21 protein-coding genes and 1 other RNA gene are annotated in these 25,118 nt (G+C 43.1%); 7 read left to right on the top strand and 15 right to left on the bottom strand.

Translation table 11 applies throughout. The features are described from left to right. Window positions 1-20: 20 nt before the first annotated feature. Both ssrA and ndhM read right to left on the bottom strand, forming a co-directional pair. Window positions 21-414, bottom strand: a transfer-messenger RNA (tmRNA) gene (gene ssrA / locus VB620_RS13520). A 109-nt stretch (window positions 415-523) separates the two neighbouring features. Then, the gene (gene ndhM / locus VB620_RS13515; protein WP_323196674.1) at window positions 524-880 is read right to left on the bottom strand and encodes an NAD(P)H-quinone oxidoreductase subunit M; all 357 of its coding nucleotides are present in this window, start codon (window positions 878-880) and stop codon (window positions 524-526) included. A gap of 1,121 nt (window positions 881-2,001) precedes the next feature. Here ndhM and VB620_RS13510 point away from each other — a divergent pair. Further along, complete coding sequence (locus VB620_RS13510; protein ID WP_323196673.1) at window positions 2,002-2,283, top strand: Npun_R1517 family heterocyst differentiation transcriptional regulator; 282 nt, start codon at window positions 2,002-2,004, stop codon at window positions 2,281-2,283. Window positions 2,284-2,856: 573 nt separating this feature from the next. On the opposite strand, the gene VB620_RS13505 is transcribed toward VB620_RS13510, so the two are convergent. From VB620_RS13505 to ctpB, 3 genes are all read right to left on the bottom strand, one after another. Next, window positions 2,857-3,552 (bottom strand): response regulator transcription factor, encoded by a 696-nt coding sequence (locus tag VB620_RS13505; protein ID WP_323196672.1) that lies wholly within the window; start codon window positions 3,550-3,552, stop codon window positions 2,857-2,859. Between the two features lie 90 nt (window positions 3,553-3,642). Beyond that, window positions 3,643-4,605, bottom strand: a complete 963-nt coding sequence (locus VB620_RS13500) for a glycosyltransferase (protein WP_323196671.1) — start codon at window positions 4,603-4,605, stop codon at window positions 3,643-3,645. 61 nt (window positions 4,606-4,666) lie between these two features. Continuing rightward, entirely contained in the window at window positions 4,667-6,004 is a 1,338-nt protein-coding gene (gene ctpB, locus VB620_RS13495) for a carboxyl-terminal processing protease CtpB (protein ID WP_323196670.1), read from the bottom strand. 290 nt (window positions 6,005-6,294) lie between these two features. On the opposite strand from ctpB, the gene VB620_RS13490 reads away from it, so the two are divergent. Beyond that, complete coding sequence (locus tag VB620_RS13490) at window positions 6,295-6,999, top strand: YdcF family protein (RefSeq protein WP_323196669.1); 705 nt, start codon at window positions 6,295-6,297, stop codon at window positions 6,997-6,999. Between the two features lie 107 nt (window positions 7,000-7,106). Here VB620_RS13490 and VB620_RS13485 read toward each other — a convergent pair whose 3' ends face one another. From VB620_RS13485 to def, 5 genes are all read right to left on the bottom strand, one after another. Then, window positions 7,107-12,077, bottom strand: coding sequence for a DUF4347 domain-containing protein (locus VB620_RS13485; protein WP_323196668.1), 4,971 nt, complete (start codon window positions 12,075-12,077; stop codon window positions 7,107-7,109). 195 nt (window positions 12,078-12,272) lie between these two features. Further along, on the bottom strand, window positions 12,273-14,597 hold the full coding sequence (recJ, locus tag VB620_RS13480) for a single-stranded-DNA-specific exonuclease RecJ (protein ID WP_323196667.1): 2,325 nt from the start codon (window positions 14,595-14,597) through the stop codon (window positions 12,273-12,275). Between the two features lie 198 nt (window positions 14,598-14,795). Then, a complete protein-coding gene (locus tag VB620_RS13475; RefSeq protein WP_323196666.1) occupies window positions 14,796-15,593 on the bottom strand; it encodes a PD-(D/E)XK nuclease family protein in 798 nt (265 codons plus the stop codon). Window positions 15,594-15,733: 140 nt separating this feature from the next. Beyond that, entirely contained in the window at window positions 15,734-15,937 is a 204-nt protein-coding gene (locus VB620_RS13470; protein WP_323196665.1) for a hypothetical protein, read from the bottom strand. Between the two features lie 10 nt (window positions 15,938-15,947). Next, the gene (gene def, locus VB620_RS13465) at window positions 15,948-16,511 is read right to left on the bottom strand and encodes a peptide deformylase (RefSeq protein ID WP_323196664.1); all 564 of its coding nucleotides are present in this window, start codon (window positions 16,509-16,511) and stop codon (window positions 15,948-15,950) included. A gap of 298 nt (window positions 16,512-16,809) precedes the next feature. Between def and VB620_RS13460 the strand changes: the two genes are divergently transcribed. From VB620_RS13460 to VB620_RS13445, 4 genes are all read left to right on the top strand, one after another. After that, complete coding sequence (locus VB620_RS13460) at window positions 16,810-17,712, top strand: cell division protein FtsX (RefSeq protein ID WP_323196663.1); 903 nt, start codon at window positions 16,810-16,812, stop codon at window positions 17,710-17,712. A 23-nt stretch (window positions 17,713-17,735) separates the two neighbouring features. Continuing rightward, window positions 17,736-18,545, top strand: a complete 810-nt coding sequence (locus VB620_RS13455; protein WP_323196662.1) for a DUF3598 family protein — start codon at window positions 17,736-17,738, stop codon at window positions 18,543-18,545. 56 nt (window positions 18,546-18,601) lie between these two features. Then, window positions 18,602-19,630 carry a dihydroorotase gene (pyrC, locus tag VB620_RS13450; RefSeq protein WP_323196661.1) on the top strand — a complete coding sequence of 343 codons (1,029 nt, stop codon included), beginning with the start codon at window positions 18,602-18,604 and terminating at the stop codon, window positions 19,628-19,630. 252 nt (window positions 19,631-19,882) lie between these two features. Then, entirely contained in the window at window positions 19,883-20,098 is a 216-nt protein-coding gene (locus VB620_RS13445; protein WP_407674216.1) for a hypothetical protein, read from the top strand. A 143-nt stretch (window positions 20,099-20,241) separates the two neighbouring features. Here VB620_RS13445 and VB620_RS13440 read toward each other — a convergent pair whose 3' ends face one another. Continuing rightward, window positions 20,242-21,561: a DEAD/DEAH box helicase gene (locus VB620_RS13440; protein WP_323196660.1), complete on the bottom strand. Its 1,320-nt coding sequence runs from the start codon at window positions 21,559-21,561 to the stop codon at window positions 20,242-20,244. A gap of 219 nt (window positions 21,562-21,780) precedes the next feature. Then, window positions 21,781-22,362, bottom strand: a complete 582-nt coding sequence (gene aat, locus VB620_RS13435) for a leucyl/phenylalanyl-tRNA--protein transferase (RefSeq protein ID WP_323196659.1) — start codon at window positions 22,360-22,362, stop codon at window positions 21,781-21,783. A 74-nt stretch (window positions 22,363-22,436) separates the two neighbouring features. On the opposite strand from aat, the gene VB620_RS13430 reads away from it, so the two are divergent. Continuing rightward, window positions 22,437-22,766, top strand: a complete 330-nt coding sequence (locus VB620_RS13430) for a hypothetical protein (RefSeq protein ID WP_323196658.1) — start codon at window positions 22,437-22,439, stop codon at window positions 22,764-22,766. Between the two features lie 45 nt (window positions 22,767-22,811). Here VB620_RS13430 and rpsN read toward each other — a convergent pair whose 3' ends face one another. The 3 genes from rpsN to rseP all read right to left on the bottom strand — a co-directional run bounded on the left by rpsN (window position 22,812) and on the right by rseP (window position 24,954). Next, window positions 22,812-23,114 (bottom strand): 30S ribosomal protein S14, encoded by a 303-nt coding sequence (gene rpsN, locus VB620_RS13425; protein WP_323196657.1) that lies wholly within the window; start codon window positions 23,112-23,114, stop codon window positions 22,812-22,814. A gap of 68 nt (window positions 23,115-23,182) precedes the next feature. Further along, the gene (nth, locus tag VB620_RS13420) at window positions 23,183-23,881 is read right to left on the bottom strand and encodes an endonuclease III (protein ID WP_323196656.1); all 699 of its coding nucleotides are present in this window, start codon (window positions 23,879-23,881) and stop codon (window positions 23,183-23,185) included. After that, window positions 23,857-24,954 (bottom strand): RIP metalloprotease RseP, encoded by a 1,098-nt coding sequence (gene rseP / locus VB620_RS13415; protein ID WP_323196655.1) that lies wholly within the window; start codon window positions 24,952-24,954, stop codon window positions 23,857-23,859. The genes nth and rseP overlap by 25 nt, the downstream gene beginning before the upstream one ends. Window positions 24,955-25,118: the final 164 nt, after the last annotated feature.

The following is a 25,118-nucleotide window of genomic DNA, read 5'->3' as shown; positions in this document are numbered from 1 at the left end:
GGTGGACTTGTTGGTGATTCTAGTGGATCCGAGCAGAGTCGAACTGCTGTCCAAATTGGGTATTTACCCCCCGCTCATTCACAGGTTTAGCCTTTCTGACCCTCAAGGCGGGAATCGTTCATTATCCCGAACGTAGGATGCTCTGATTAAGTCTTAGCTAACAAGCCAATCAGAGAACACTTGTTAGAGCGTCCGTTGGGGGTTGGTCTCTAGTCCTTAACGGAGTCAAACCGGAGACGCTCGAACCTGTAAGAGGTTTTTAGGCAGCTGCTACTGTAGCAGGCTTACGAGCAAAGCTAACGATGTTATTCGCATTTACTTTTTGTTTTGAGCCTTTGATTTCCGAGAGGAGACTCACTCTCGACCTGAATCACAGAGTAGCGTTCGCCAACCTGTCGAAACCGTTACGGACCCATGTGGTTGATATATCAATTATAGTACGCTATTCAGAAAATTGTGTGGAGAGAAAAAATTTTGGGGGTGTGGTCTAACCATCCCCCACACGGAAAATTAAATATTTCTACTAATTTTCGTTAGCTACGACTTGAGGAACTCCCATGCTGTAGTTGGTGACGCGAGCGGAGAGGTTGTAGCTAATTTCACCTTTTTGCAGGAGCGATCGCAGATAATGCTCTAAGTCTGAACCAATGCGCCGTAAGTTATAATCTGTTAAATCAGCGCCACTAGATGCTTCAACTAGTTGATCAAACTGCCGATAAACCTTTTGTAAGGCATCTTCGTTCCAATTAAATTCGTTGTCTGGGTCAATATCTAACGTTAATACCTGATTACTAGGAACCAGTTCGCCATCCCGGTCAATTTCTGCCGCGAAAATTCGGATATGCCGGGTTGTGGACTTGAGCAGTATCGAGTTGTCCATAAAAAGATGTCAGGTTTGCTTGAATTACACTGAATTGACATTCTCCGGGAGCCAAGCCACAGAGATTCTTCGTTCAACGAGTAGGGGCGGGTTGCTCAAGGTAATTATTCATGGTTGGGAATATTTGTCAACCCTTTCCTCCTGAAATTAAGTTTATGGCGTTACTTAATCTACAAATGTTTCTCTCCTCTAGGGTTAACTTCGAGTCGAGTCGAGAGTTTAACTTTTCGAGCGCCTCTCGGTAGTTGGATGACTCCAAATTTTCTGTGAGGCTAAATGCTGGTTTTCCGGTGAGTGTGAATCTTTTAACGAATTTCATCTGCCTTTGTGAATCACAAAAGCCACCGGAATCACAAAGTATAACCTAGTCAACATCGAGTGTTGAGATAGTTTGATTACTCTACCTGTTGAAATTATTTTATCATCAATACATCCTCAAGGAAGCAGGCTCTTGATATGAACAAAGTCTACCTATACTGATTTACCCATGCGGGAGTTGAGCGATCTGAGGGAAGTGTGAGTTCTGTCTGGGTAGTGGTACTATGTTTCATTGCCAGCGAAGAATAAAATTTAACTTCTGAGATTAGCTACTCTACTGAAATATTTGAATCTAAAGTTTTGATTATTTTACTTATCCTTAATTTATTCATTACTATCTCTGGAATTTTGAGGTTAAATAAAACTTATATCAAGTAATTGTACTTAATTATCCTACAATTACCTATTGCTTTAATACTAGGGAAAAACCCAAAAGTAAATTTACGTATAAACACAAAGAAAATAGTAAAATCTAAAACTATTAGAATTTGAAAAATAAAGTTAATGTAAAAACTTTGTCCAACTTTGAATAAGTTCTTACAGAAACTTTATTGTATAAGATATCAAAAACTGAATAATAGTTATGGTTTAGCTAAAAGCACATCTGGCTCAGGAAGATTACGACTTAGCCTTGAAAGTCTGTCTACAAAAAATACAGGAGAGTGAACATAGAAGAAAACTGTTGTGGATTAAAGAAAAACTTTTAATTCCAGCATAGTGAATACAAAAAAATATAAAAGGATTTTGGCTGGGGATATTTTTCCTCACCCTAATGACCATCAAGTAACCTAATCCTCAAAATTATGAACTCTAAAGCATTACCACGCCAAGTAGATAATATTGAAGTAGGTGTTTATGAATGCGAAATACATCTGAAATTTCGGCTGATTGAGGAAAAAAGTCTTTTGGGCGATCGTGAACAACTGTTACAGGTGTTGCTGGACGCTTTAACGGAAGGCTCTGATGAATTTCTAGAAACCCTGCAAGCATCTGTAAAGGCTCAAGAAGTCTCTGAGTTCAAAGCCTCGCCTCAAATGCGCCGCCAGTTGATGCGCTTGCGTAATGCGGTTGATAATAGCCAATAGTCTTCAGCAGTAATTGAGTAATTACAAACTCAAAACCTGATCAACCGGGATAGACCAGATATTAAATAGTTTTGTTGTTCCCTCACTGCTTCACCTGTCAGAAATCTGATACCATCCACAAGCAGATCAGCCGTCAGAGGCTGTACAGGGACAGATTTAAAACTTTTAACCCCTTAACTGCGGTATTCTCATTTCTATTTTGGACATGACCGCAGTTTTTGCATTTCTAGCAGGGAGTGGGCTTTATCAGTTATCAGTTATCAGTTATCAGTCAAGAGACATAATTGGGCGGAAATCCCTGACTAAATCGCCCTGTTCCCTGTTCTAGTTAAATTTTTACCAAAAAAATGGGTTTAAAGCCCCGTCACTTCGACAGGTGTTACAGTGAGCCTGCGATGCCCTGAGCCTGTCGAAGGGTCGAACTGCTCAGTGCATCGCCTTCTAGGACGGCTTTCTGATATAGTAGTGGGAACAGGCAGGGCATTGTCTGTTGGGGGAGATGGTGTAAGACTGGCTATGCCTGCAACCGTTGTTTGAACCCAGAGTCTCCGCACTTTTAGGGCGGGGAGTGTGTCAATTAGCTAGTCCATGTTCCAAGGCAAAACGAACTAACTCGGTACGGCTATTAGTCCCAGTTTTACTAAATAAACGACTGACGTATTTTTCCACATTTCGGACGCTGGTTTCTAAGCGCCGGGCAATTTCTTTATTCATCAACCCCTCAGCTACTAAATTTAAAACACTTTGCTCTCTGGGGGTGAGATCAATTTTAAATGGGGCTGGGGATTGGGATATTGCAGTTCTTTGAGTCAATAAAGCCTTAATTTGAGCGATCTGATTAGCGAGTTCGGCAATGTCTGGGGTTTCGCCTTCTGCACCACTAGTTGTAGTTTTAGTAAGGCGACGAGTCAGTAGGTTTTCAACTATTGCTACTAACTCATCGGGATCGAAGGGTTTAGGTAGGTAAGCATCAACACCTGCTTGGTAGCCTTGAATGCGATCGCCTGTCATCCCTTTAGCAGTTAAAAATATGACTGGTACTGTTTGAAAACGGGGATCTTCTCGTAATTGTTTGAGGAACTGATAGCCATCAACCTGGGGCATCATGATATCAGAAATCACTAAATCAGGTGTATTCTGTGCCATCAAATCCCAGCCTTCACGGGCGTTACTGGCAACTTGAACGCTGAAGCCGCTTTCTTGTAAATAGTCTTTGACGGCTTCCCGCAATCCCGGTTCATCGTCTACCAGTAACAATTGTGCTGACATGGAAATTTTCCTGTGTTTACTTTTCTCCAATTTAACGAAAGTTAGGGACTATTGGTGTATTTTTGCCCGCAGGGATAAAATTGATTATGGTTACAGCCAGTCGATGTTTTGGGCATTTTCTGGTAATTCAGCCTGTCTTTGTCCCACAGCACGCGCTCTAGCAGTGAATAAGCTAATGGGAGTATTTAATAAATCTACAATAGAGGCTTGACCTGCGATCGCCTGTAAAATATCCCTTGGTATTTCTTTCAATAACCAACGTGCCAAGCGATAACTATAATCTTGAGCCGTCATCTCTCGCATTAATTGGACACCATGCAGTTGATGTAGATAGCGATTAGAGCGCCCATAGCGTCGCCATTGACTGGCTAATTCCTGGAGTGTAGCGCGGTGGCGGTGCTGGATAATTGCATCAGGGGCAAATTCTAAACGCCCGATATTTGACCGCAGAATCCGCCAACAAATATCTGCATCTCCACCAGTAGTCAGATAGGGTCGAAATAGACCTGCTGTTTCTAAAGCCAGGCGACGAATTGCTAAATTAGCGGTTTGACCGTAAGGACAAAAAGAATTACTCAGAGTATGCTTCTGAGATAAAGTTTCTTGACGTTCCGCGTGTTGTTCTAGGATAGTTTTACCCATCAGCGCCGCAATTTCACCAGCCACAATCATCACATCTGGATCGCTAAAAGGCTGAATTAACGAGTGCAGCCATTGCGGTTGGGGATGACAATCAGCATCTGTAAAAGCCACTATTTCCCCTATAGCAGCGCGGATACCGGTATTGCGGGCTGCATAAGAGCTTTGAATATGATTTTCGCTTAAAACATGAATTATCGGGTAATTTTCCGCAGATTCTTGCAGCAGAGTCAGAGTGCGATCGCTGCTATTATTATCCACTAGTAAATACTCCACCCGGTCTTGAGGGTAAGTTTGAGATCGCAGACAATTGATTAAGTCTGGTACATCTATCTCCCCGTTATAAATAGGAACAACCACTGATACCATTGGCAAGAAACTTTTGGCAGTGGTTGCATCAATTGGCTGAATCATAAAAGATGAAATTTATGGAATAGAACTACTCAATAGTATTCCCACTTCCAAATCTTCCTATCTAGAATCTTAAATTTACAGCCCCAGAACTCAGAGGTTGGTTAGTTTGGCTGGCTGGAGGTTGAGCAAATGTGTTACTAGCTAATGCGGCGATCGCCCTCGCATACTGTGGATCTTGTTGCGTACCAAATAAATTGGGATTACTCGCCAGCTGACGTTCTTGTGCTGCCGTCAAGTCTAACTTAATATCTGGTGTAATTCCTTTTTTATTAATGTCTGTGCCTTTTGGGGTGTAGTAGTGGGCAATAGTAACTGCCAAACCTGAACCATCCGCCAGTGGATGAACAGATTGTACCAATGCTTTACCAAAGGTTTTACTACCAATGACTACAGCCCGGTTATTATCCTTCAGCGCCCCAGTCAGAATTTCACTAGCACTAGCAGAATTACCATCTACAAGTACAGCCAAAGGTTGTTGAGTCAGAGCTGTGCGATTAGCTTCACTGACCTCACTACCTCCCGCACGATCAACTGTGCGGACAATCCCACCATTATCCAACCACATCCGGGCAATTTCAATACTGGAATTTAACAGCCCACCACCATTTCCGCGCAAATCTAAGACAAAAGCATCAGCCTTTTGACCGTTTAAATCTCGAATAGCTCGACGCATCTGATCAGATGCATGGCCACTAAACTCCCGCAAGCGGATATAACCAACGCGACGGTTTCCTTCTTGTTTCAGGGTATAACGTACTGTTGGAACTTCAATTACTGCCCGTGTCAGTTGCACATCAAAAGCACTTTGCCCCGGTCTTTTTAATTGCAGCTTAATGGAAGTCCCAACCTGACCGCGAATTAACTTAGAAGCCTCTTCCACCGCCATTTGCTCAGTGGATTTACCATTAATTGCCAAAATTTGATCACCTGCTCTCGCCCCTGCTTTTAACGCCGGAGAATTTTCGATAGCTTCTAAAATTGTCAGACGCTGAGTTTGCTCATTTAATTCCATGCGAATACCAATACCGGAGACTTCCCCAGATGTTTGGCTGGTAAGAGCTTTATATTGTTGGGGGTCCATAAACCGCGTGTAAGGATCACCCAGTTTTTGTAAAGCTTCCCGAATTGCTAGATAAGCTTGTTCATTAGAAGAATATTCTTTACTTAACAGGGTCTGCCTAGTGGCTATCCAATCTTGTTGATTAAAACTGCCATCAACATATTCACGATTTACCAATTGCCATACTTGGTCAACTAATGCTTTCGGACTATCTTCTAAAGCAGCAAGAACACAGCGAGTCCATGCAGAGCCAAATACCGAGGCTGTAGCGGTTGTGGCAATAGCTCCACCTATCAAGAATAATTGGAGCGGCGAGTAACGTTTCGCAGATTGGTTCATATATATCAGTTGAATATATTTGTGTTATTGACAGTTTAACAATCAGGCTTTTGGGAAATTTTTTAGATGTTATGCTTGATCAATTTTTCCTGATAATTCTCTAAAATTTTTACCTTCTTTTATTATTATAATATGACACCATAAATTTCCAGTCACGTTACTATAACTTTACTGTGACATTTATATGTATGTCTACTTTGCACCCTCTATTATCCTTATAAGATAGCACTTGGCTAACTTATTTGTCGGTCTTCTAGAAATTATTTAACCAAGTTTTAATGAGATGTCTCATGAGACATAAATTTACAAAACCTGCGTCAATTTCTCCCTTGAGGAAATTCGGTAAAAAGTGGCAATTGCTACAAAAAATTGCTGCTGGTGTATGCTTGATTTTGGGTGGTTGGCTAATTTTTACTACTCTAACTCTAGTTTGGGCATCGTCTCAGCCGGTAGATGCTTTTTTTGTCTTGGGTGGTAGTATTCGCCGAGAAATTTATGTCGCCCAGGCTACAGAAAAATATCCACAAGTTCCAGTTTTAATTTCTACTGGTTCCCCACCGCCTTGTATATGGCTGATTTTTCAAAGGGAAGCCGCAAAGTTAGACAATGTTTGGTTAGAAAATTGTGCCAATTCTACTTTTGAGAATTTTTACTATGGGATTCCTATTTTGCGGGAATGGAGAGTACATAAGGTGAAACTGATTACTTCGGAGAGTCACCTACCCAGAGCAAAATGGATGGCACAGATTCTTTTGGGCGCTCATGGTATTTGGGTAGAAACAGATATCGTCCCAGAGCAAGGTATTCCAGGTAATTATGAATCTGGTTGGAAAACTGGGCTAGATATTACCCGCAGCTTATTTTGGGGCGTATTTAGTCAGATTTTACACCCCCATTGCTCAAATGTCATAAAACTTGCGGAGGTAGATATGCTTACTTGGGAAAGCCGAGGTTTTAAATGTGAACGTCAAGGGGGTGTAGGGAATAAGGAATAGGGAGGACAGGGCAAAGGCATTTCAATTACTGTTGCTCACAATCGAGGTTAAGAATCAAAAACTTGGCGTTTACCCTGGGTTTCCTCCACAAAAAAGATTCCTTGAACTCAGTTAAATAAGAAATTTGCACCAAACAGATTCACATTCACATCATCTGCAATAAATCCAGATGTGCCAGATAATGTCACTAATAATTGACCATTTCCAAAACCAGCATTACCAGCAGTACCATCGCCTAAACGCAGTAAAGTGTTATTAGCTGATGTCACCACATCAATATTCGTAATGCCTGTAAATTGGATTTGATCACCACCGATACCACGCACAAACTCATAAACCTGATCCGCACCATCATTCAAAGCATAATTGACAATATCTACCGCACCATCATTTAAACCTAAATAGATTTGATCATTACCTCTACCACCAGTTATGGTATCTGCACCTGCTCCACCTCTCAGGATATTATTACCACTGTTACCAGTGAGGGTATTGTTAAGGTCGTTACCAGTACCATTGATACTAGATGTTCCTTCTAAAGTCAGGTTTTCTAGGTTATTTCCTAATGTGTAACTACGAGTGCTGAAAACTGTATCAGTTCCCTCATTAACATTTTCTATGATGGTATCTCCGGTATTATCAACATAGTAGGAATCATCACCAGCACGACCAATCATGGTATCTGCACCAGCCTGACCATTGAGAACATTATTACCACTGTTACCGATGAGAGTATTTCTTGCAGAATTACCAGTACCATTGATGGCAGATGTTCCTTCTAAAGTCAGGTTTTCTAGGTTATTTCCTAATGTGTAACTGATAGTGCTGAAAACTGTATCAGTTCCCTGAAAAGCATTCTCTGTGATGGTATCTCCTACATTATCAACGTAGTAGAAATCATTACCTCTACCACCACGCATGGTATCTGCATCTGTTCCTCCATCTAGGTAATCATCTCCACTACCACCTATTAAATTATCTTTTCCTGCACCTGCTTTAATCCAATCATCACTGTTATTGCCGATAAATGTGATGTTATCAGTGAAACCACTGAAATCAAATCGTTCAAATCCGGTAATAGTTGTACCAGGAATATTCAATTGATTAGCGTTATTTGTATTAATCGTAATGGCATCGTCATTAGTTTCTCCCGGAGTAACCACAGGATTAAACCCTGTACCACCAAAGAAGTTTGTGGAGAAATTGCCAAAGATGCTAGTTGATCCGGGAATAATCAGAGCCTCAGCGTCTGTACTACGGTTCAAAGGATCGTTTTGTGGTAATTTGGCAACCCCTCCGGTAATAAGCAAAGTATCAATTCCTGCACCACCGTTCAAAGTATCGTTTTGTTGTAAGTTGGCAAAGGTGCTAGTGATGGTGTCGTTTCCACCTTGAGCGTCTATGATATCTTTTTGGGCTGTGGTGATAAAGTTTTCGTTGTTTCCTGTCCCTGTGACGACGTTATCTTGGTTGTTGGGATTGATATTAATCGAGAATTGTCGATCATAGGATAAGTTACCTTGGTCAGTGGTGCGAACTAGAACACTGTAAGTATTTTTGGTTGCAGAGTTAAAAATGGCGTTTGTTTGCAGTTGATTACCACTGATGGTAAAGGATGCGTTATCGGTTCCACCTGTTCCTGTGACTAGACTATAGGTAAAGGTGTCACCAGTATCGGGATCTATGGTGCTAAAATTACCGACTATTGTACCAATAGCTTCATTTTCGCTAACGGCGCTATTACTCAGGTTGATGTCTGTGGGAGCATCGTTCACCGCAGTTATGTTGATATTACGGTTAACAGTGGTACTGTCTAAACTACCGTCATTAACTTGGAAACTGATAGTGCGTGGTGTGGTATTTGGGCTGTCGCTACTATTGGTATAAGTAATGGCACGTAAAGCTGTTTGGTAATTCGCTACTGTCGCCGCACCAGTTAAGCTTAAAACCCCTGTGTTGCTGTTGTAACTGCCTGTAATGCCGTTTTGGGTGGTGAAACTGAGGATATCTTCACCGGCGACGAAGCCAGAAGTAATGCTGACGGTGGCGCTAGCTAGGTTTGCTGAATCTACATCACTGACGGTTATAGCTGGATCAATGGCTGTAGTCGCATTTTCAATGTAGGATAAAGGCGAACCGGTGATGGTAACTTCAGGCGCACCATTAACAGTGCTAATTATGACGTTGCGAGTACCCGCAATACTGTTTAAATCACCGTCATTAACTTGAAAACTGATAGTGCGTGGTGTGGTATTTGGGCTGTCACTACTATTGGTATAAGTAATGGCACGTAAAGCGGTTTGGTAATTCGCCACTGTCGCCTCACCAGTTAAGCTTAAAACTCCTGTGTTGTTGTTGTAACTGCCTGTAATGCCGTTTTGGGTGGTGAAACTGAGGATATCTTCACCGACGACGAAGCCAGAAGTAATGCTGACGGTGGCGCTAGCTAGGTTTGCTGAATCGACATCACTGACGGCTAGTGCTGGGTCAATGGCTATGGTGGCATTTTCTGTATAGGATAAAGGCGAACCAGTGGTGGTGAGTTCAGGCGCATCGTTCACCGCAGTCACGTTGATATTACGGTTAACGGTGGTACTGTCTAAACTACCGTCATTAACTTGGAAGCTGATGGTGCGTGGTGTGGTATTTGGGCTGTCGCTACTATTTGTATAAGTAATGGCACGTAAAGCGGTTTGGTAATTCGCCACTGTCGCCGCACCAGTTAAGCTTAAAACCCCTGTGTTGCTGTTGTAACTGCCTGTAATGCCGTTTTGGGTGGTGAAACTGAGGATATCTTCACCAGCGACGAAGCCAGAAGTAATGCTGACGGTGGCGCTAGCTAGGTTTGCTGAATCGACATCACTGACTGCTAGTGCTGGGTCAATGGCTATGGTGGCATTTTCAATGTAGGATAAAGGCGCACCGGTTGTAGTGACTACAGGGGATTGGTTGAGAACATCATCATTGGTTATGGTTCCAGTAATTGGGGTTGCAGTGCCAACTATGTAACCTGTACCAGAAGTTAAGCTTAAAGCAACAGTTTCATCACCTTCAACGATGGTATCTGCTGTGGGGTCAATGGTAAGAGTTGCGGTGGCAGAATTAGCAGCAAAGGTAATAGTTCCAGTCGTATCTGTGAAACTGGCTGCACCAATTTGGCTGTAATCGTTATTGAAGGTGGCTGTACCCGCAACGTTGTAATTGACAGTTAAAGCATTACTAGTGTTTTCTGTGCGAGTGAAGGTATAAACTAGGTTGGCTGTTCCATCTTCGGTGACGCTACTTGGAGATACTGCTAGGGTAATTGTCGGATCAATATTAGCGGCAGCAATATTACCATTGATAGTGTACTGCCCCAAGCTACCGTAATCTGTATAGCCAGTACCCAGAGGATCTCCTTTACCTACACCATCAATTTCGAGGTAATAGGTTCCAGCTGCCACACTTATGTCGATAGTTGCAAATAGGGACTCTGTGGGATTGGAGGATACAATGAATGTACCAACAGAATCGAATAGCCTCGCTTGAATGTCTAGGTTTGGACCGCGAGTGAAGGGATTTACGGTTAAGCTAATTGCACCAGCACCGGTGAAAAAACTATAGTAATCAATGTCTGTATTACGTTCGATGATACCACTACCACTCAATGTTGTACCAGAAACATTTAATGCCTTGGCTGTAGCAATTGTATCACCAGTATCATCTGTTCGGTAGCCGAACCCATTTTGGGTCGTAATAATTTGCAAATCATCTTCAGTGTTACTAGCGGAAGTGTACTCGCCTTTGCTCCACTGGGTTACGTTCTGGAAGTCTGAGAATCCCATAATTGGAGCCCAGCCAGTCTCACCGCTACCACCTCCCAGGTAGTATTCCTCTGATGGTATACGTCGTCCATCATGGCTTAGTCCTATAGTGTGACCTACTTCATGGGAGATAGTCTCAGCTATAGGTTTCTCCGCACCAGCCATATCCTCACTGAAAATAAAAGTGGGAGTATCAATATCGTCATTGAAAGAATCAAAGAAGGCGATTCCTGCTAATCTCTGACCATACCAGTCCAAGCCGCTACCACCGATAACAGCACGCACACCCCAGCGAGTATCGTTCGCACCACTCCTAATCAGATCGTTAATATCTGTTGGTGCTTGGGTTGTGACATTCACATTAAAGGGGCTAAAATCTTCGGCGACACGCTGCCAAATATACTGGATTCTTTCCAGTTCAGTCGAGCTAAAGGATGTATCGTTGTCTAGGCTGAAGGCAGGGGTAACAATATTAGTCCTACGACCTTGATTCCAGCCAGTACCAGAGGTGGTATGCCCGTTGAAATCTAAATAAATTGTGTGGTTGGCTCCTGCTAGGCTGTTGAGGAAAAAAGTTTGGGATAAATTTAAAGCTGCTAATACAGGTGCTGTTAACTCTTGGGGTTGATTATTGGTGCGATTTAGCTCAATTAAAGGACGCGCACAAGATAAGCAACTACACCCTAAAATACGTGGATGTGTTGTAGGGATAACAGGGTCTACGGCTTGATTAGTATTTGGCTGTACAGATGTGATTTCTGCTTCAGTTACGTTATTCCCTAAGACCAATTTAGAATTAGATATATCTGTCTGATTCAATTCTGGGAATACAGCACTTTTCGCTTCTGGTGTGCCAGTTGTTATAAACGTATCTGATAGATTAATTTTATTAGTGCTGGTGGGGTTGCCGATTAGACCCACATAGGATATGCGATCGCCTGTGCTAGATTCGGTATTATTGCTGTTATGCAGAAGAATCGACTCAACGTTCCAAGTTTTGGTTAGTGATTGATAATTCTCTAAATTATCCAAACTCAGTTCCGTATTACCTAAATACAAAGACTCTGGAGAACCGTGAGAAACCAGATGTAAGGTGGTAATTTGGGGATTTTGTTGTAAGACTCCCTTAATTTCTTCAATACCGTCTCGATCTGGGGAAATAATAAATGTTTTTACTCCTTTAAGAATTCCTTCCTGTAGAGTTTTGTAATTGGGAACAGAGGAATCAATAAATACTACTGTGTTGCTTTTAGAGAATAAGGAGGTATTTAACATTTTTATAATTTTTACACCTTATAGGTAGGTGAATGTGATTTACGGTTGCATTCAGACTAGTTTTTACTATTGATTATGCAAACAAGTTTAAGTATAAATATATTTTAATTGGAGCGCACACCGTATTTTCCCGTATATGGAACTACCCTATTTTACTGGATAGGTTTAGTGACAGAAATTGGGTTACTTCTGCTTCTACAATGCGATCGCTAAAATGGCTATAATTGTCGCTAAAGGAACTTGGACAAAATAATTTTGCTGAAATTGTTCTTCCCTAACGGCGGCTAAAAATTGCTCTATTTCTGGATTAGCCATCTCTTCTGAGTCAGTGCTAGGATGCCAATTAATTTGGAAATCACGGTCTTTTATGGTGACTGTGAACCCTAAACTTTTTAAAGCTGCAATTCCCCAAAATAAAGTCTGGTCACGGATACCGAGTTTTTCTAACAGTTGCAAGCGGGTAACTGATTGCTGTGTGCGACTGAGATATTTTGCAATCCCCACCAAAGTTATCCAAACTTCCTGGGGTGGTTGATGATCGGGTTGACCCCAGGCGATCGCTAATTTTTGGTTATGATTGAGACATCGCTGCAACCATAGGCGTAAATCATCCCAATGGGTAGGACAATCATAAATCACCAGTGCTGAATCCTGATTGTTGCTTTTTGAGTAATCTTGATTACGCCAATCTAATATTATCTCCGTAAAACCACTACCAATTTTTCCTGTCCCATTCTCTGCTGAATTAGCCGCAGTTCGGACAGCAATTAAGCGGATTTCATAGCGGTTTTTATAAGTGTTGTAGTCTAGTTCGGCAATGCAATCACACTTACCTGGGGGTAATTCATCTTTGTAGTGTCCCCACCACACGCCAGGAAAGGAACTTTGAGTAGACTCATCCCGAATCTGAAAGTCAGTTTTAATGTACTGTACCTTTTTTCCTCGCCAATCCTGCTGATTGCGATGCCAAGCATTTTCAAAGGTGCAATTTTGTATCAGTAATTTGGGAACAGGGTTTCCCATTCCACAAGGTTCCAGCAGTTTCAGTTCCCCAAATAACTCCTTCCCTAAATCTGCGACAGTTACTATAACATCTGCTTGGACAGTGGGTGTAAGGGTATTTTCTCCTAAAGATTGCCGCAACTGCTGATTAATCGCCTCCGTGAATAAAGGGATATTCTCTGGTAATAAACTTAACCCGGCGGCAAAGGGATGACCGCCAAAGCTATGTAAGAGATGTTCCTGCTTTTTTACCAATTGGTATAAATCCACACTATTAACTGAACGGGCGGAACCACGGGCTAGGGCGGAATCTTCCCCTCTGGCTTCTGTACTCAGTAAAATTGTGGGACGGCCGGTTTCTTGGGCTACTTGTCCGGCGACTAAACCCAAAACGCCTGGCGGCCATTGGCTATCTTGTAAGACAATTACACTGGTGGTTGATAAGTCTAGCTGGGAAAGTTTTGCTGTTACTTGTGCTTGGACATCTTTTTGTAAGGACTTGCGCCGGGTGTTGGCGAGTTCTGTAATTTCGGCTAGTTGATGACAATGTTTAATATCTCGGCTAGTTAGTAAATCTACGCAAAAACTAGCATCTCCTTGAATGCGACTGACGGCGTTAATGCGTGGTCCCAAACCGAAGGAAATATCTGTGGGGCGATCGCCAGTTCTCTGGCATAATTCTAATAATCGCCCTATTCCTGGCCGTCGTTGTACTGTGGCTGGTTGCTTTGATTCGGTGTGTAGTCGTTGAATCCCTAATTGGGCTAAATACCGACAATCACCACTTAACTGCACTAAATCAGCAATTAACCCCACTGCGACTAAATCTAATAAATTCCCTAATGGCTCTTGGGGAACATCAGGTAAAGTTTGATAAAGGGCTTCCACTAATTTAAAAGCTACCGCTACCCCAGAAAGATGAAATAACTGATGTTCACTGGGTAAATAGCGGGGGTTGATAATGGCAGAAACTGGTGGGCGTTGTTCAGGTAAGGTGTGGTGGTCTGTAACTATTACATCTATACCTAACTGTTTAGCATAAGTAATTTCACTAATATTGGTGCTGCCTGTGTCGCAGGTTATGATTAATTTACAACCTTGTTTTTTTAAACTATCAATCCCTGGATAATTCAGCCCGTGTGATTCTTTGAGGCGATTGGGAATGTAGTAAATTAACTGGGTATTTTGACTAAAAAACTCTCCTAAACCATCCCATAAAACAGCAGTGGCGGTAATTCCATCAGCGTCAAAGTCTCCCCAAATGGCAATTTTCTCATTGTCATTTCTTGCTTGTTGCAGTCTATTCATGGCTAGCTGCATTTCTTGACCAAACTCGAAGGGGCTGGCTGGTTGATAGGTTTTATAGTTAGTAAAGGCTATGAGTTTTTGTTCGTCTTTAATTCCTCTTTGCCATAATAATTGGGCTGCATATAATCCGCTTGATGCTGGTGTATGCTGTTTGACGATTTGGATAAACCAGTCTGGTGGTTTTTCTGTTGTTGATATAATCCACTGCATTTAAATTTAAGGAGGAACTAACCACGAAGGACACGTTGGCGCTAGCCTCTCCCTTTGGGAGAAGGACACGAAGAAAGAAGGAAGGAAGGAAGGAAGGAAGGAAGGAGAATACTTATTTCTATTTGGATAGATTATTTTGGGTTTTATTAATTATTTATATCGGTCTTGTCAATGGTTTTCATATAATTTCTTCAGCACTCATAGAGATACTTCTTGAATATTGGCAAGATTTGGTAAATTATACTTTTGAGATGTGTTCTTGGCTAGTTGGCGATCGCACGCTGTGGCAAAATCACAATAATTACAGGTTTTACTCCGAGGCGGTACTTGGGGAAATAACTCGTTTTTCTGGTAACTTTCTAACCACTTGGTTAATTGATTTAACAGATAATTCAGTTCCTTAGCTGTTTGCTGATGTTGGGTAGAACTGTAATTAAATTTAAGATTTTGTGGTTCGCCTTCTGACTGGACAAACCAGTAAGTCATAGCGATATTTTCGGGTAAATAGGCGCTGGTTTCTGCCAAAACATATAAATACAGTCGTGTTTGCCAATTCTGTTGTAAAGTCCGTTTATTCGGTGGTTGAGGATAGGTTTTCCAGTCGATAATTTGGGCTTCCTGGCTATCTGCTATGAATAAATCATAAATCACGGTTAGCAAATAGTTGTCAACTTGCAATGTCCGGTAATGTTCGCTTTCCCGGAAACTTTGGTGATTAGTTGGTGTTAAAATTTCTGGTGCGGCATTAGTAAAACCTGACATCCAACTTTCTAGCTGAGTATCGGCTTGCAGAAAACTTGCTATTGGTAAACCCATTTCTCGCTGTTGCATTAGCAGGTGAAAACGACTACCCAAAGTTTGATGTTCTGCGTGTATGGGATTTGAAGGTGTTTTCAGTTGTTCTAAGTAAGTGTATTGAAATTTACGCGGACAAACTGTAAGTAAGTTGAGATGTCCTTGAGATAGGCGGAATAGTTGAGTTGTTTCTGACAGCATTCTTTTATTTTAGAGTCGCCGTAGAAGGCTTTAGACCCAGTTTTTTGGTGAAAATCAGGCGTGTCTAGGGAAAAAATAAAAGGTGGAAGGATGAATTTTGCCTTTTCCTCCATCCCTCTACCTTTTTATATACCTGATGCTTATTTAATGTTAGCCCGTGCGTCCTTGACTGCGGCAAAGAAAAATAATCCGGTGAGGGGAATACTCAATCCCAGGATAATCGCAGTTACCTGAGTCCCTAAATCTGGTTGTCCGGAACTCAGTTCAAACACTGAACCGACGGCGGCGATCGCTGTTATGCAAGAACCACCGAGAAATAAACCGCTTTTTGGAGTTAAATACACTATTAGTCCCCTATGCTACTGGTTTCACGGCTTGATACGAGAAGCCATTTTTAGATAACTCTTCGGATAATGCCAAGGAATTTTCTACACGATCTACAAATACCACGCCTTTGAGGTGATCCATTTCGTGTTGAATGCAGCGTGCGAGTAAGTCGGTAGCTTTCAGGGTTTGGGGACGACCGTTTTCATCTTTATAGGCAATTTCCACGGTTTCGGGGCGCTTTACGTCTAAATAGACGTTAGGAATACTCAAACACCCTTCTTGGGCAACGCAGACTTCCCTACTCACTTGTTTAATCGTGGGGTTAATCAATACTAAGGGGGGACTGTCTGGGTTATCTGGTTCGCAGTCAATAACAATTAGTTGTTTATGAATTCCCACTTGCGGCGCAGCCAAACCAATGCCATCACTACTGTACATCGTTTGCAGCATTTCCCGTATCAGTTGACGCATTTCATCGTCTACTTTATTAATCCGCTTCGCATCTTGACGCAGTACGCGATCGCCTAGATAGTGAAGTTTCAAGGGCGGATTTTTTAACTTTTTTTTCTCGACAGCAATTTCAGAAGGCATGATGATCAATGACTAAGTGGTGAAAATTCCGACTATCTCAATTCTATCAATCTCCCATAGACCCTTGTGGAGATGCAAAAATTGACCTGAAATAAGGCGTTGCTGATTTCAAATATGAATCTGTCTCACGCATCAGCGAAGCGTTCGCATAGCGTGCCGGAGGCTCTAGCACGAAGTGCGTTAGGCGCAAAGGCGCAAAGGTACGAAGAAAAAGAAAGGTAATTTGGGCATTTTATACTTTGATTTAGCAACGCCTGAAATAAAGATTATCAACGCAGTTTAGATTTTGGGGTGGTGTGTGTTTAAATTTCTGACAAAATGGGACTATTTACTCAAAGAAACTTTCCTGGGTTTGCTGCGGGGGGGTTGGATGAATTGGGCTGCTATTAGCACTGTCACGGTGTTACTATTTTTATTTGGCTTGAGTTTACAAACTTCTTGGCAAGTAGAAAAATTTCTCAATCAATTTGGGAACCAATTAGAAATTTCAGTTTATCTCCAGCCAGATACACCTGCTAATAATATTGCACCGGATGTAATCAAAATGCGGGATGTAGTCGCAATGGAAACTATTACTAAAGAAGAAGCTTGGACTAACTTAGTCGAGGAATTAGATATTTCCAGTATTGACGGTGCGACTCAACAGTTAGGGGAGAATCCTTTAGTTGATGAGATTAAGGTGAAAGCTCGTAATTCTGAGGTTGTACCCGATTTAGCTACGGAATTAGCGAAGTTAAAGGGTGTGGAATCTGTGCAGTATATAGATGAAGCAGTTAAACGTATTGCCCAGTTACACCAAGGTTTAAACTGGATGACTTTGACGATTACTATAATTTTAACTTTAACTGCGATCGCCGTCACTACTATTACCATTGGCTTAATTGTCATGGCGCGGCGACGAGAAATTGAAATTATGCAATTGGTAGGTGCAACATCTGCTTGGATTTATTTCCCATTTATCTTACAAGGAATTACCTTTGGTTTAGTCGGTGGTGCGATCGCCTGGAGTTTTATTTCCATCATCGAAGAGTTTATCAGTAGGTCTTTAGCTAATCAACCAGATTTTATTAAATTAATCACCAATGGTTTACAACTGACATCCACACAAATTGTACTATTACCTTTAATTCTTTTAAGTTTTGGCGCAGTGGTAGGATTAATGGGTAGCTTGTTTGCTGTGCGACGGTTTGCTAAAAACTAAAATTAGAAATTCAGGAATTAGTTATGGCGACTCAGTGGGAATCTTTACTGCAAAATCTCGGACAATGGCAAGGTTCATTTACTCGATTCTCACCCCAAGGCCAACTTTTAGAAGATATCAAAAGTGTGGTTTCTTTGAAAGGATTAAACAATAACCAAACCATCCACCAGATTGTTCACCGCCAAGGACAAGAAGATTTAGTATTAGAATACAGTTCTCTAGCTAAGAGTACGCTGTTTTTTGCCAATGGCGCTTTTTCCCAAGGTTCCATACAGCTAGCACCATTTACAGAATTTGGGGCGGAACTTGGATTAATTCATGAAAATCGCCGCTTACGCCTAGTGCAGATATTTGATAAAACTGGTCAGTTAGATAAAATCACTCTGATTCGGGAATATTTAGCCGGGACTGAAGTATTAGAACGCCCAGCGTTAAAAATAGATGATTTGTTGGGAGAATGGCAAGGTGAAGCTGTTACCATATATCCCGATTTGCGTTCCCCAGATAATTACTCTACCAAACTAAATTTACAATTAGATGATACTGGCAAATTAGTTCAAAGTTTGAGTTTTAGAGAACGCACAATTACTTCAACTGGAACCATTCAAGGTTCTGTAATTAACTTTGATCAAAATCCGCAAAAACAGGTACAAGTATTACTCCTCCCTGATGGTGCTTCTGTCACATCTCCGTTACAAGTGCAGTTTCGTCAACCCTGCTTTTTAGAAGTTGGTTGGTTAATTCAGCCTAATCTGCGTCAACGCATGGTTCGCAGCTATAACGACAAAGGCGAATGGGTGAGTTTAACATTAGTGACGGAAGAAAAGGTTTAACTTATCGCTTCTCTAACTCGTCTAGCGTTATTTCAAATGGGTTCTATAATCAAAGGATGCAAAAGCTTACCATCACCCGACCTGACGATTGGCATCTGCATCTCCGCGACGGTGCAGCACTGAAAGCGGTTCTGCCCTACACGGTGCGTCAGTTTGCCCGCGCGATCATCATGCCAAACTTGAAGCCCCCTATCCGCTCGGTGGCAGATGCAGCAGCCTACCGCGATCGCATCCTCGCCGCCATTCCAGAGGGGAAACAGTTTGAGCCATTGATGACGCTCTACCTCACCGACAACACCAGCCCCGACGACATTCTCCGGGCGAAGGAATCCCAGTTTATCAAAGCGGTGAAGTACTACCCAGCCGGTGCAACGACTAACTCAGACTCCGGTGTTACCGATATTCGGAAGTGCGATCGCGTCTTTGAAGCCATGCAACAGGTGGACATACCGTTATTACTGCACGGGGAAGTCACCGATAACGATGTTGATACGTTTGATCGGGAGAAGGTGTTTATCGAGCGACATTTAATCCCCCTCAAGCAGCGATTTCCCAACCTGCGGGTGGTGCTTGAGCATATCACCACCTCCGATGCGGTGCAGTATGTCCTGTCTGCCAACACCATCGCGGCCACAATTACGCCACAACATTTGTTGTTTAACCGTAATGCGCTGTTCAAAGGCGGCCTTCGCCCCCATTTTTATTGTCTGCCAATTTTGAAACGGGAGGAGCATCGCCAGGCTTTATTGCAAGCAGCAACATCGGGGAATCCGAAGTTTTTTCTAGGTACCGATAGCGCTCCCCATACCCGCACCAGCAAAGAAAGTTCCTGTGGCTGCGCGGGATGCTTCTCGGCTCTGCACGCCCTTGAGTTGTATGCCGAAGCATTTGAAAGCGTGAAAGCCCTGGATAAACTCGAGGCGTTCGCTAGTTTCTATGGACCAGACTTTTATCAACTACCGCGTAATACCGAGCGAATTACCTTGTCCAAAACGACTTGGCGCGTTCCTGATGAAGTTCCATTTATAGAATCTGGGCTTGTACCTTTGGGGGGGGGACAGGAAATGACATGGCAAATGGTATAGCATTCGCATTGTGCATCAGCCTTTGTGGAATCCTGTCGGTTAGCTTAGGCCAACGAGGGGGGTTTGAGTTTTAGAGAGCGCACAATTACTTAAACTGGAACTATTAAAGGTTCGGCGTTGCTGAATCAAAGTATGAAATGCCAAAATTACCATTCTTGTTCTTCCTACCTTTGCGCCTTTGCGCCTAACGCACTTCGTGCTAGAGCCTCCGGCACGCTACGCGAACGCTTCGCTGATGCGTGAAACAAATTCATATTCTCAATCAGCAACGCCAAAGGTTCTGTAATTAACTTTGACCAAAATCCGCAAAAACAGGTACAAGTATTACTCCTCCCTGATGGTGCTTATGTCACATCTCCTTTACAGGTACAGTTGCGTCAACCCTGCTTTTTAGAAGTTGGTTGGTTAATTCAGCCTAATCTGCGTCAACCCATGGTTCGCAGCTACAACAACCGCCAAGGAGGTTAGGACAGAAACAGATAATGAAACCCTTACAATTAGCGAGTTTCCAGCCTGTTCCCTGTTCCCTGTTCCCTGTTCCCTGTTCCCTGCTATATAACGATAAAGGCGAATGGGTGAGTCTGACATTAGTGACAGAGAAGTTAGCGAAATCAGCTTGAGCCTTTAGTTCTACGGCGTGATCCTCCGGGACGAGCATCGGACTTTTTACCACCTGTCACGGTTCGCGGTGTTGATTTTTTCGCTGATGTTTGTGGCAATTGTTTACCAGTTTTAGGTTTGTGCTGGCGCTGATTGGGAATTGCTTTCGGCTGCGTATAGGAATTGCCTCCAAAGCCAGCAATAATTTCAAAAGGCAAGCGTTGTGCAATCAGTTTTTCGATATCTGCCAACAGATGGTATTCATCGGCGGACACAAGGGAGATAGCTTGACCTGACGCGCCAGCGCGACCAGTACGACCAATGCGATGCACATAATCTTCTGCTACATTGGGCAGATCGAAATTGACCACATGGGGCAGTTCGCTGATGTCAAGACCTCGCGCTGCAATATCGGTCGCCACCAATACCTGTAAACTATTGTTTTTGAACTTCGCCAAAGTGTGGGTACGTGCGGACTGGCTCTTATTACCGTGGATAGCTAATGCTTGAATACGCTCCTCGCCCAACTGCTTCACCAGACGGTCAGCACCATATTTCGTGCGGGTGAAAACTAGGACTTGATACCAATTATTTTGGCGAATCAGGTGGGCAAGTAATTGGCGCTTTTTGTCACGGTCTACTTTATAGACTTTCTGTGTCACCGTGTCAGCAGTAACGTTGCGGCGTGCCACTTCAATCATCTTCGGGCGATTCAGCAGCCCGGCGGCGAGGGCTTTAATTTTTTCGGAGAAAGTGGCGAAGAATAACAAATTTTGGCGTTGTTTGGGCAGGAGGGAGAGAATGCGACGAATATCACGAATAAAGCCCATGTCCAGCATTCGATCTGCTTCATCCAGCACCAAAATTTCAATATGGGACAGGTTTACCGTACCCTGCTGCACATGGTCTAGCAGTCGCCCTGGGGTGGAAACCAGAATATCCACGCGCCCTTCCTTTAAACGCCGTTTTTGTGGATTAATGCTGACTCCGCCGAACATCACCATCGAGTTCAGCTTCAGGTACTTACCATAATCACGCACGCTTGATTCCACCTGTGCGGCGAGTTCACGAGTTGGGGTGAGAATTAGCGCTCGGATTGGTGAGTATCCATGAGATGTGCCTTTGAGATTTTTGTCAGACGACAATCGATGCAGCATAGGTAGAGTAAAGCCTGCGGTTTTGCCAGTACCAGTTTGCGCCCCAGCGAGCAAATCGCTACCCGATAACACCGCAGGAATGGCCTGCATTTGAATTGGCGTAGGTTCTGTATATCCTTGCTCAGTGACAGCGCGGATAATTTCATGGGACAAGCCGAGAGTAGAAAAAGACATAGGATTCCATAATTAACATCGGCCTGTCGCCTGTGGCGGTGTCAGTCTTAGGCGGACGGATAAAGGTTTGAAGGGCAGTAGCACCAAGACCCAGAGCAAATGCCGCAGCTCTGCATTCTAGCAGAGTGCAATCTATCATGTCGTCAACCAAAAAGTTTTTTCCCCATCAGCTAACTGAGGCGCTGGGCGATCGCTCAATATTGAGTAGTTGTTAATGTTTTAATCCTGTACTAAATCACAACGTCGTTGCAACGCTTCCTTCAGTAAAGCCTGATACTCCTCATCCCTAATACCATAAGCGCCAAATCTTTCTAAATGGGGATTCATCATTTGAGCATCAAACAACACAAATTGCTTTTGACGTAACCTTTCCACCAACTTAACCATCGCCACCTTAGAACCTTCCGGGATGCGGTAAAACATCGACTCACCGATAAAAGCACCGCCAATTACCAGCCCTAAAATCCCCCCAGCCAATTCCTCACCCTGCCAAGTTTCAAAACTATAAGCGTAACCATTCTGGTAAAGTAACCAGTAAATCTCTTGTAACTCTCGTGAAATCCAAGTAACTTCGCGGTTAGCACATCCAGCGACCACACCCTGAAAATCGCGGTTAATCGCCACAGTAAAACGCTCTTGATTGAGAACACGCTGTAAAGACTTAGGGTAGTGAAATCGCTCATCCAAAGGAATCAAAGTGCGATCTCGACTTCCGTACCATCCCAGGCCTGTATTGTCATCAGCCATGAGAAAATAACCTTGAGCATAACCCCGAATAATAGCAGCGATATCATATTGCATAATTAAGCAAACCCAGAAAAACACCCTCAGCGTACCTTTGCGTTTCCCTCAGCGTACCTTTGCGTTTAAAAAAAATGACTGAAATAATTCCCCCAATTACCTTACCACCCTCTAACAACCCGGATCTGGAAGGAGAATGGTTGCAAGACAGATTATTACGGTGGCTAGACACAGAATTTTTACCAGAAATCGTTAACCAAAAAATTGCCCAACGTGCGGCGCAAATCTTTGTCCGACAACGGATGGAAGGAGAAAACGACCTGGGATCTCTAGTGATCGCCATTGTCACAGAGATGCAAGCATTTGATTTTTCCAAAAGTTTTTATGGAGAGTTTGCGATCGCCAACGCCGTCAGCGATCTACTCTTAGACAGTCTAGGTATAGACCGTTGTTGTGGAGAATAGCCTTGCTGTGGTCATTAGTTCTTGGTTCAAACTAATGACCAACGATTACCAGCTAGACTTAACCACACCAGGTAAAAGACCTTGATGCGCCCATTCCCGTAGCACGTTCCGAGATAGGCCAAAGTCACTGTAAACACCTCTGGGGCGACCAGTTACCCAGCAACGATTGCGGTGACGAGTAGGCGCACTGTTCCGGGGTAGCTGTTGAATCTTCCGGTGAACTTCCAATTTATCCAAAGGAGATACAGCGTTTTTGAATTCTTCTAATAACGCTTCTCGCTTTTCAGCATACTTTTCTATCAACTTAGCGCGTTTCTTTTCGCGCTCAATCATACTCTTTTTTGCCATAAACTCTCTAACAGATTTAAAGACAGCATTTTCTATCTTACCGTGTCCCGATCAATTATAGGGATATTTTATTTCCCTGTCTCTGCAACTGATGTTTTGTTACCAGTGGGGCATAAATCACTGAGTTCACAAGCTTCACAGACCGGAGAACGGGCTTTACACACAGCACGACCGTGATAAATCAACCGAATTGACCAGTTTTCCCAATCTGGTTGGGGTAACAACTTGATTAAATCTTTCTCAATGCGAACGGGGTCAGAAAACTTAGTTAAACCCAAGCGTTGGCTCAAACGCTTGACGTGAGTATCTACTGTCACCCCAGCATTAATACCATAAGCATGAGCTAGAACGACATTACCCGTTTTTCGCGCCACACCTGGAAGCTGTAATAATTGCTCCATTTGGTTAGGAACGACAGAATCAAACTCGCTGACGATTTTCCGACAAGCCCCTTGAATATTCTTGGCTTTATTCCGATAAAAACCTGTAGAACGTACCAAATTTTCTAATTCTTCTAGGTCAGCAGCAGCCAAACTAGCTGCATCTGGAAACCGGGCAAATAAAGCTGGTGTGACTTTATTGACTCGCTCATCAGTACACTGGGCGGAAAGAATAGTGGCGACCAGTAGTTGGACTGGGGTTGAATAATTCAAAGAGCAAGTTGCATCTGGGTAAAGATGCTGCAAGCGGGCGAGAATTTCTAACGCCCGTTGCTTTTTAGATCGGGATTTGTGGGTGACAATCACTGGAATAACTTTTGTACCCAATCCAATTGGGAAGTTAACTGTGTGGTTTCTTTGACAATCAGAAAAATTCCTAGTCCCAAGAGTAGGACTAAACCAGTTTGCATCACACCTTCTTGAATCCGGTTAGGTAATGGCTTACCCAGCACACCTTCAATCAGTAAAAATGCCAGTTGTCCACCGTCTAAAGCTGGTAAAGGCAAGATATTAATGATTGCCAAGTTAATGCTGATTAAAGCGCCAAAGAAAAACAGACCACCTGTATCATTTTGGGCAATATTAGAACCAATTTGGACAATTTTAATGGGTCCCGCTACCTGACTCGCAGTTTCGCCAAAGTTAGTGATTAGTTTCCCAAACCCTTGCACTGTGAGGGTGATCAGGCGCTGAAATTCGTTAGATCCAATCTGGAAGGCTTGTCCTATATTCTTCACAGGACGGCGGATAACTTCACCATTGGGAGCCAATCCGATACCAATACTACCTCCGGCTGGCTTGTCTTCGGGAACTACATTTACTGTCAGCCTTTCTTCTCCACGGGCAATTTCTAGTTCCACAGCCTGACCTGGACTGTTTTTAATGATGTCCCGGAAAGCTTCAATTTCTTGGATTGCTGTGCCAAATTCTCTTTGGTCAGCTGCTAAGATGACATCTCCTGGTTTAATCCCAGCTTCAGTGGCGACAGAACTGACTTCTGGTGCTAGCTGTTGAATTAAAACTCCTGGGGCGCTGGCTTGTCCAATCCCGATGAGGCTGACTTGAGTGACTAGGAGGAAGTAGGCAAAGATTAAATTGGCGATTACTCCGGCGCTGATGACGATCGCCCGGTCTAGAATTGGACGGTTACGCAGCAAGTTGGGGTCATTGGGGGGAATATCGCTATCTGGGTCATCGTCGGGAAAGCCGACAAAACCGCCCAAGGGAAAGAGACGGATGGCATATTCGGTTTGTGGCCCTTGGTATTTCCAAAGAACGGGGCCGAATCCTAAAGAAAAGCGGTTAACGAGAATACCTTGAGAACGAGCTGCGGTAAAGTGTCCCAACTCGTGTACCAAGATTAGAACAGCCAAGACTGCGATCGCTGCTAAAACTGACATAGAGTAATTTAGTCAAAAAATTCGGATATTATTCTTATTTTGACACTCCTCAGCCTAAAGGCGAGAGGATTCTTCATTCATAGACCCAACTTGCTCATACAGGATTTCTCCAGTGCGAGTAGAGGTAGAATCTCCTGAAGCGTTCACCTCGACTACGCTCAGTG

The organism is Nodularia harveyana UHCC-0300, from assembly GCF_034931085.1.
In the GTDB taxonomy this organism is placed as follows: Bacteria; Cyanobacteriota; Cyanobacteriia; order Cyanobacteriales; family Nostocaceae; genus Nodularia; species Nodularia harveyana.
This window is presented reverse-complemented; position numbering and strand designations above follow the sequence as displayed.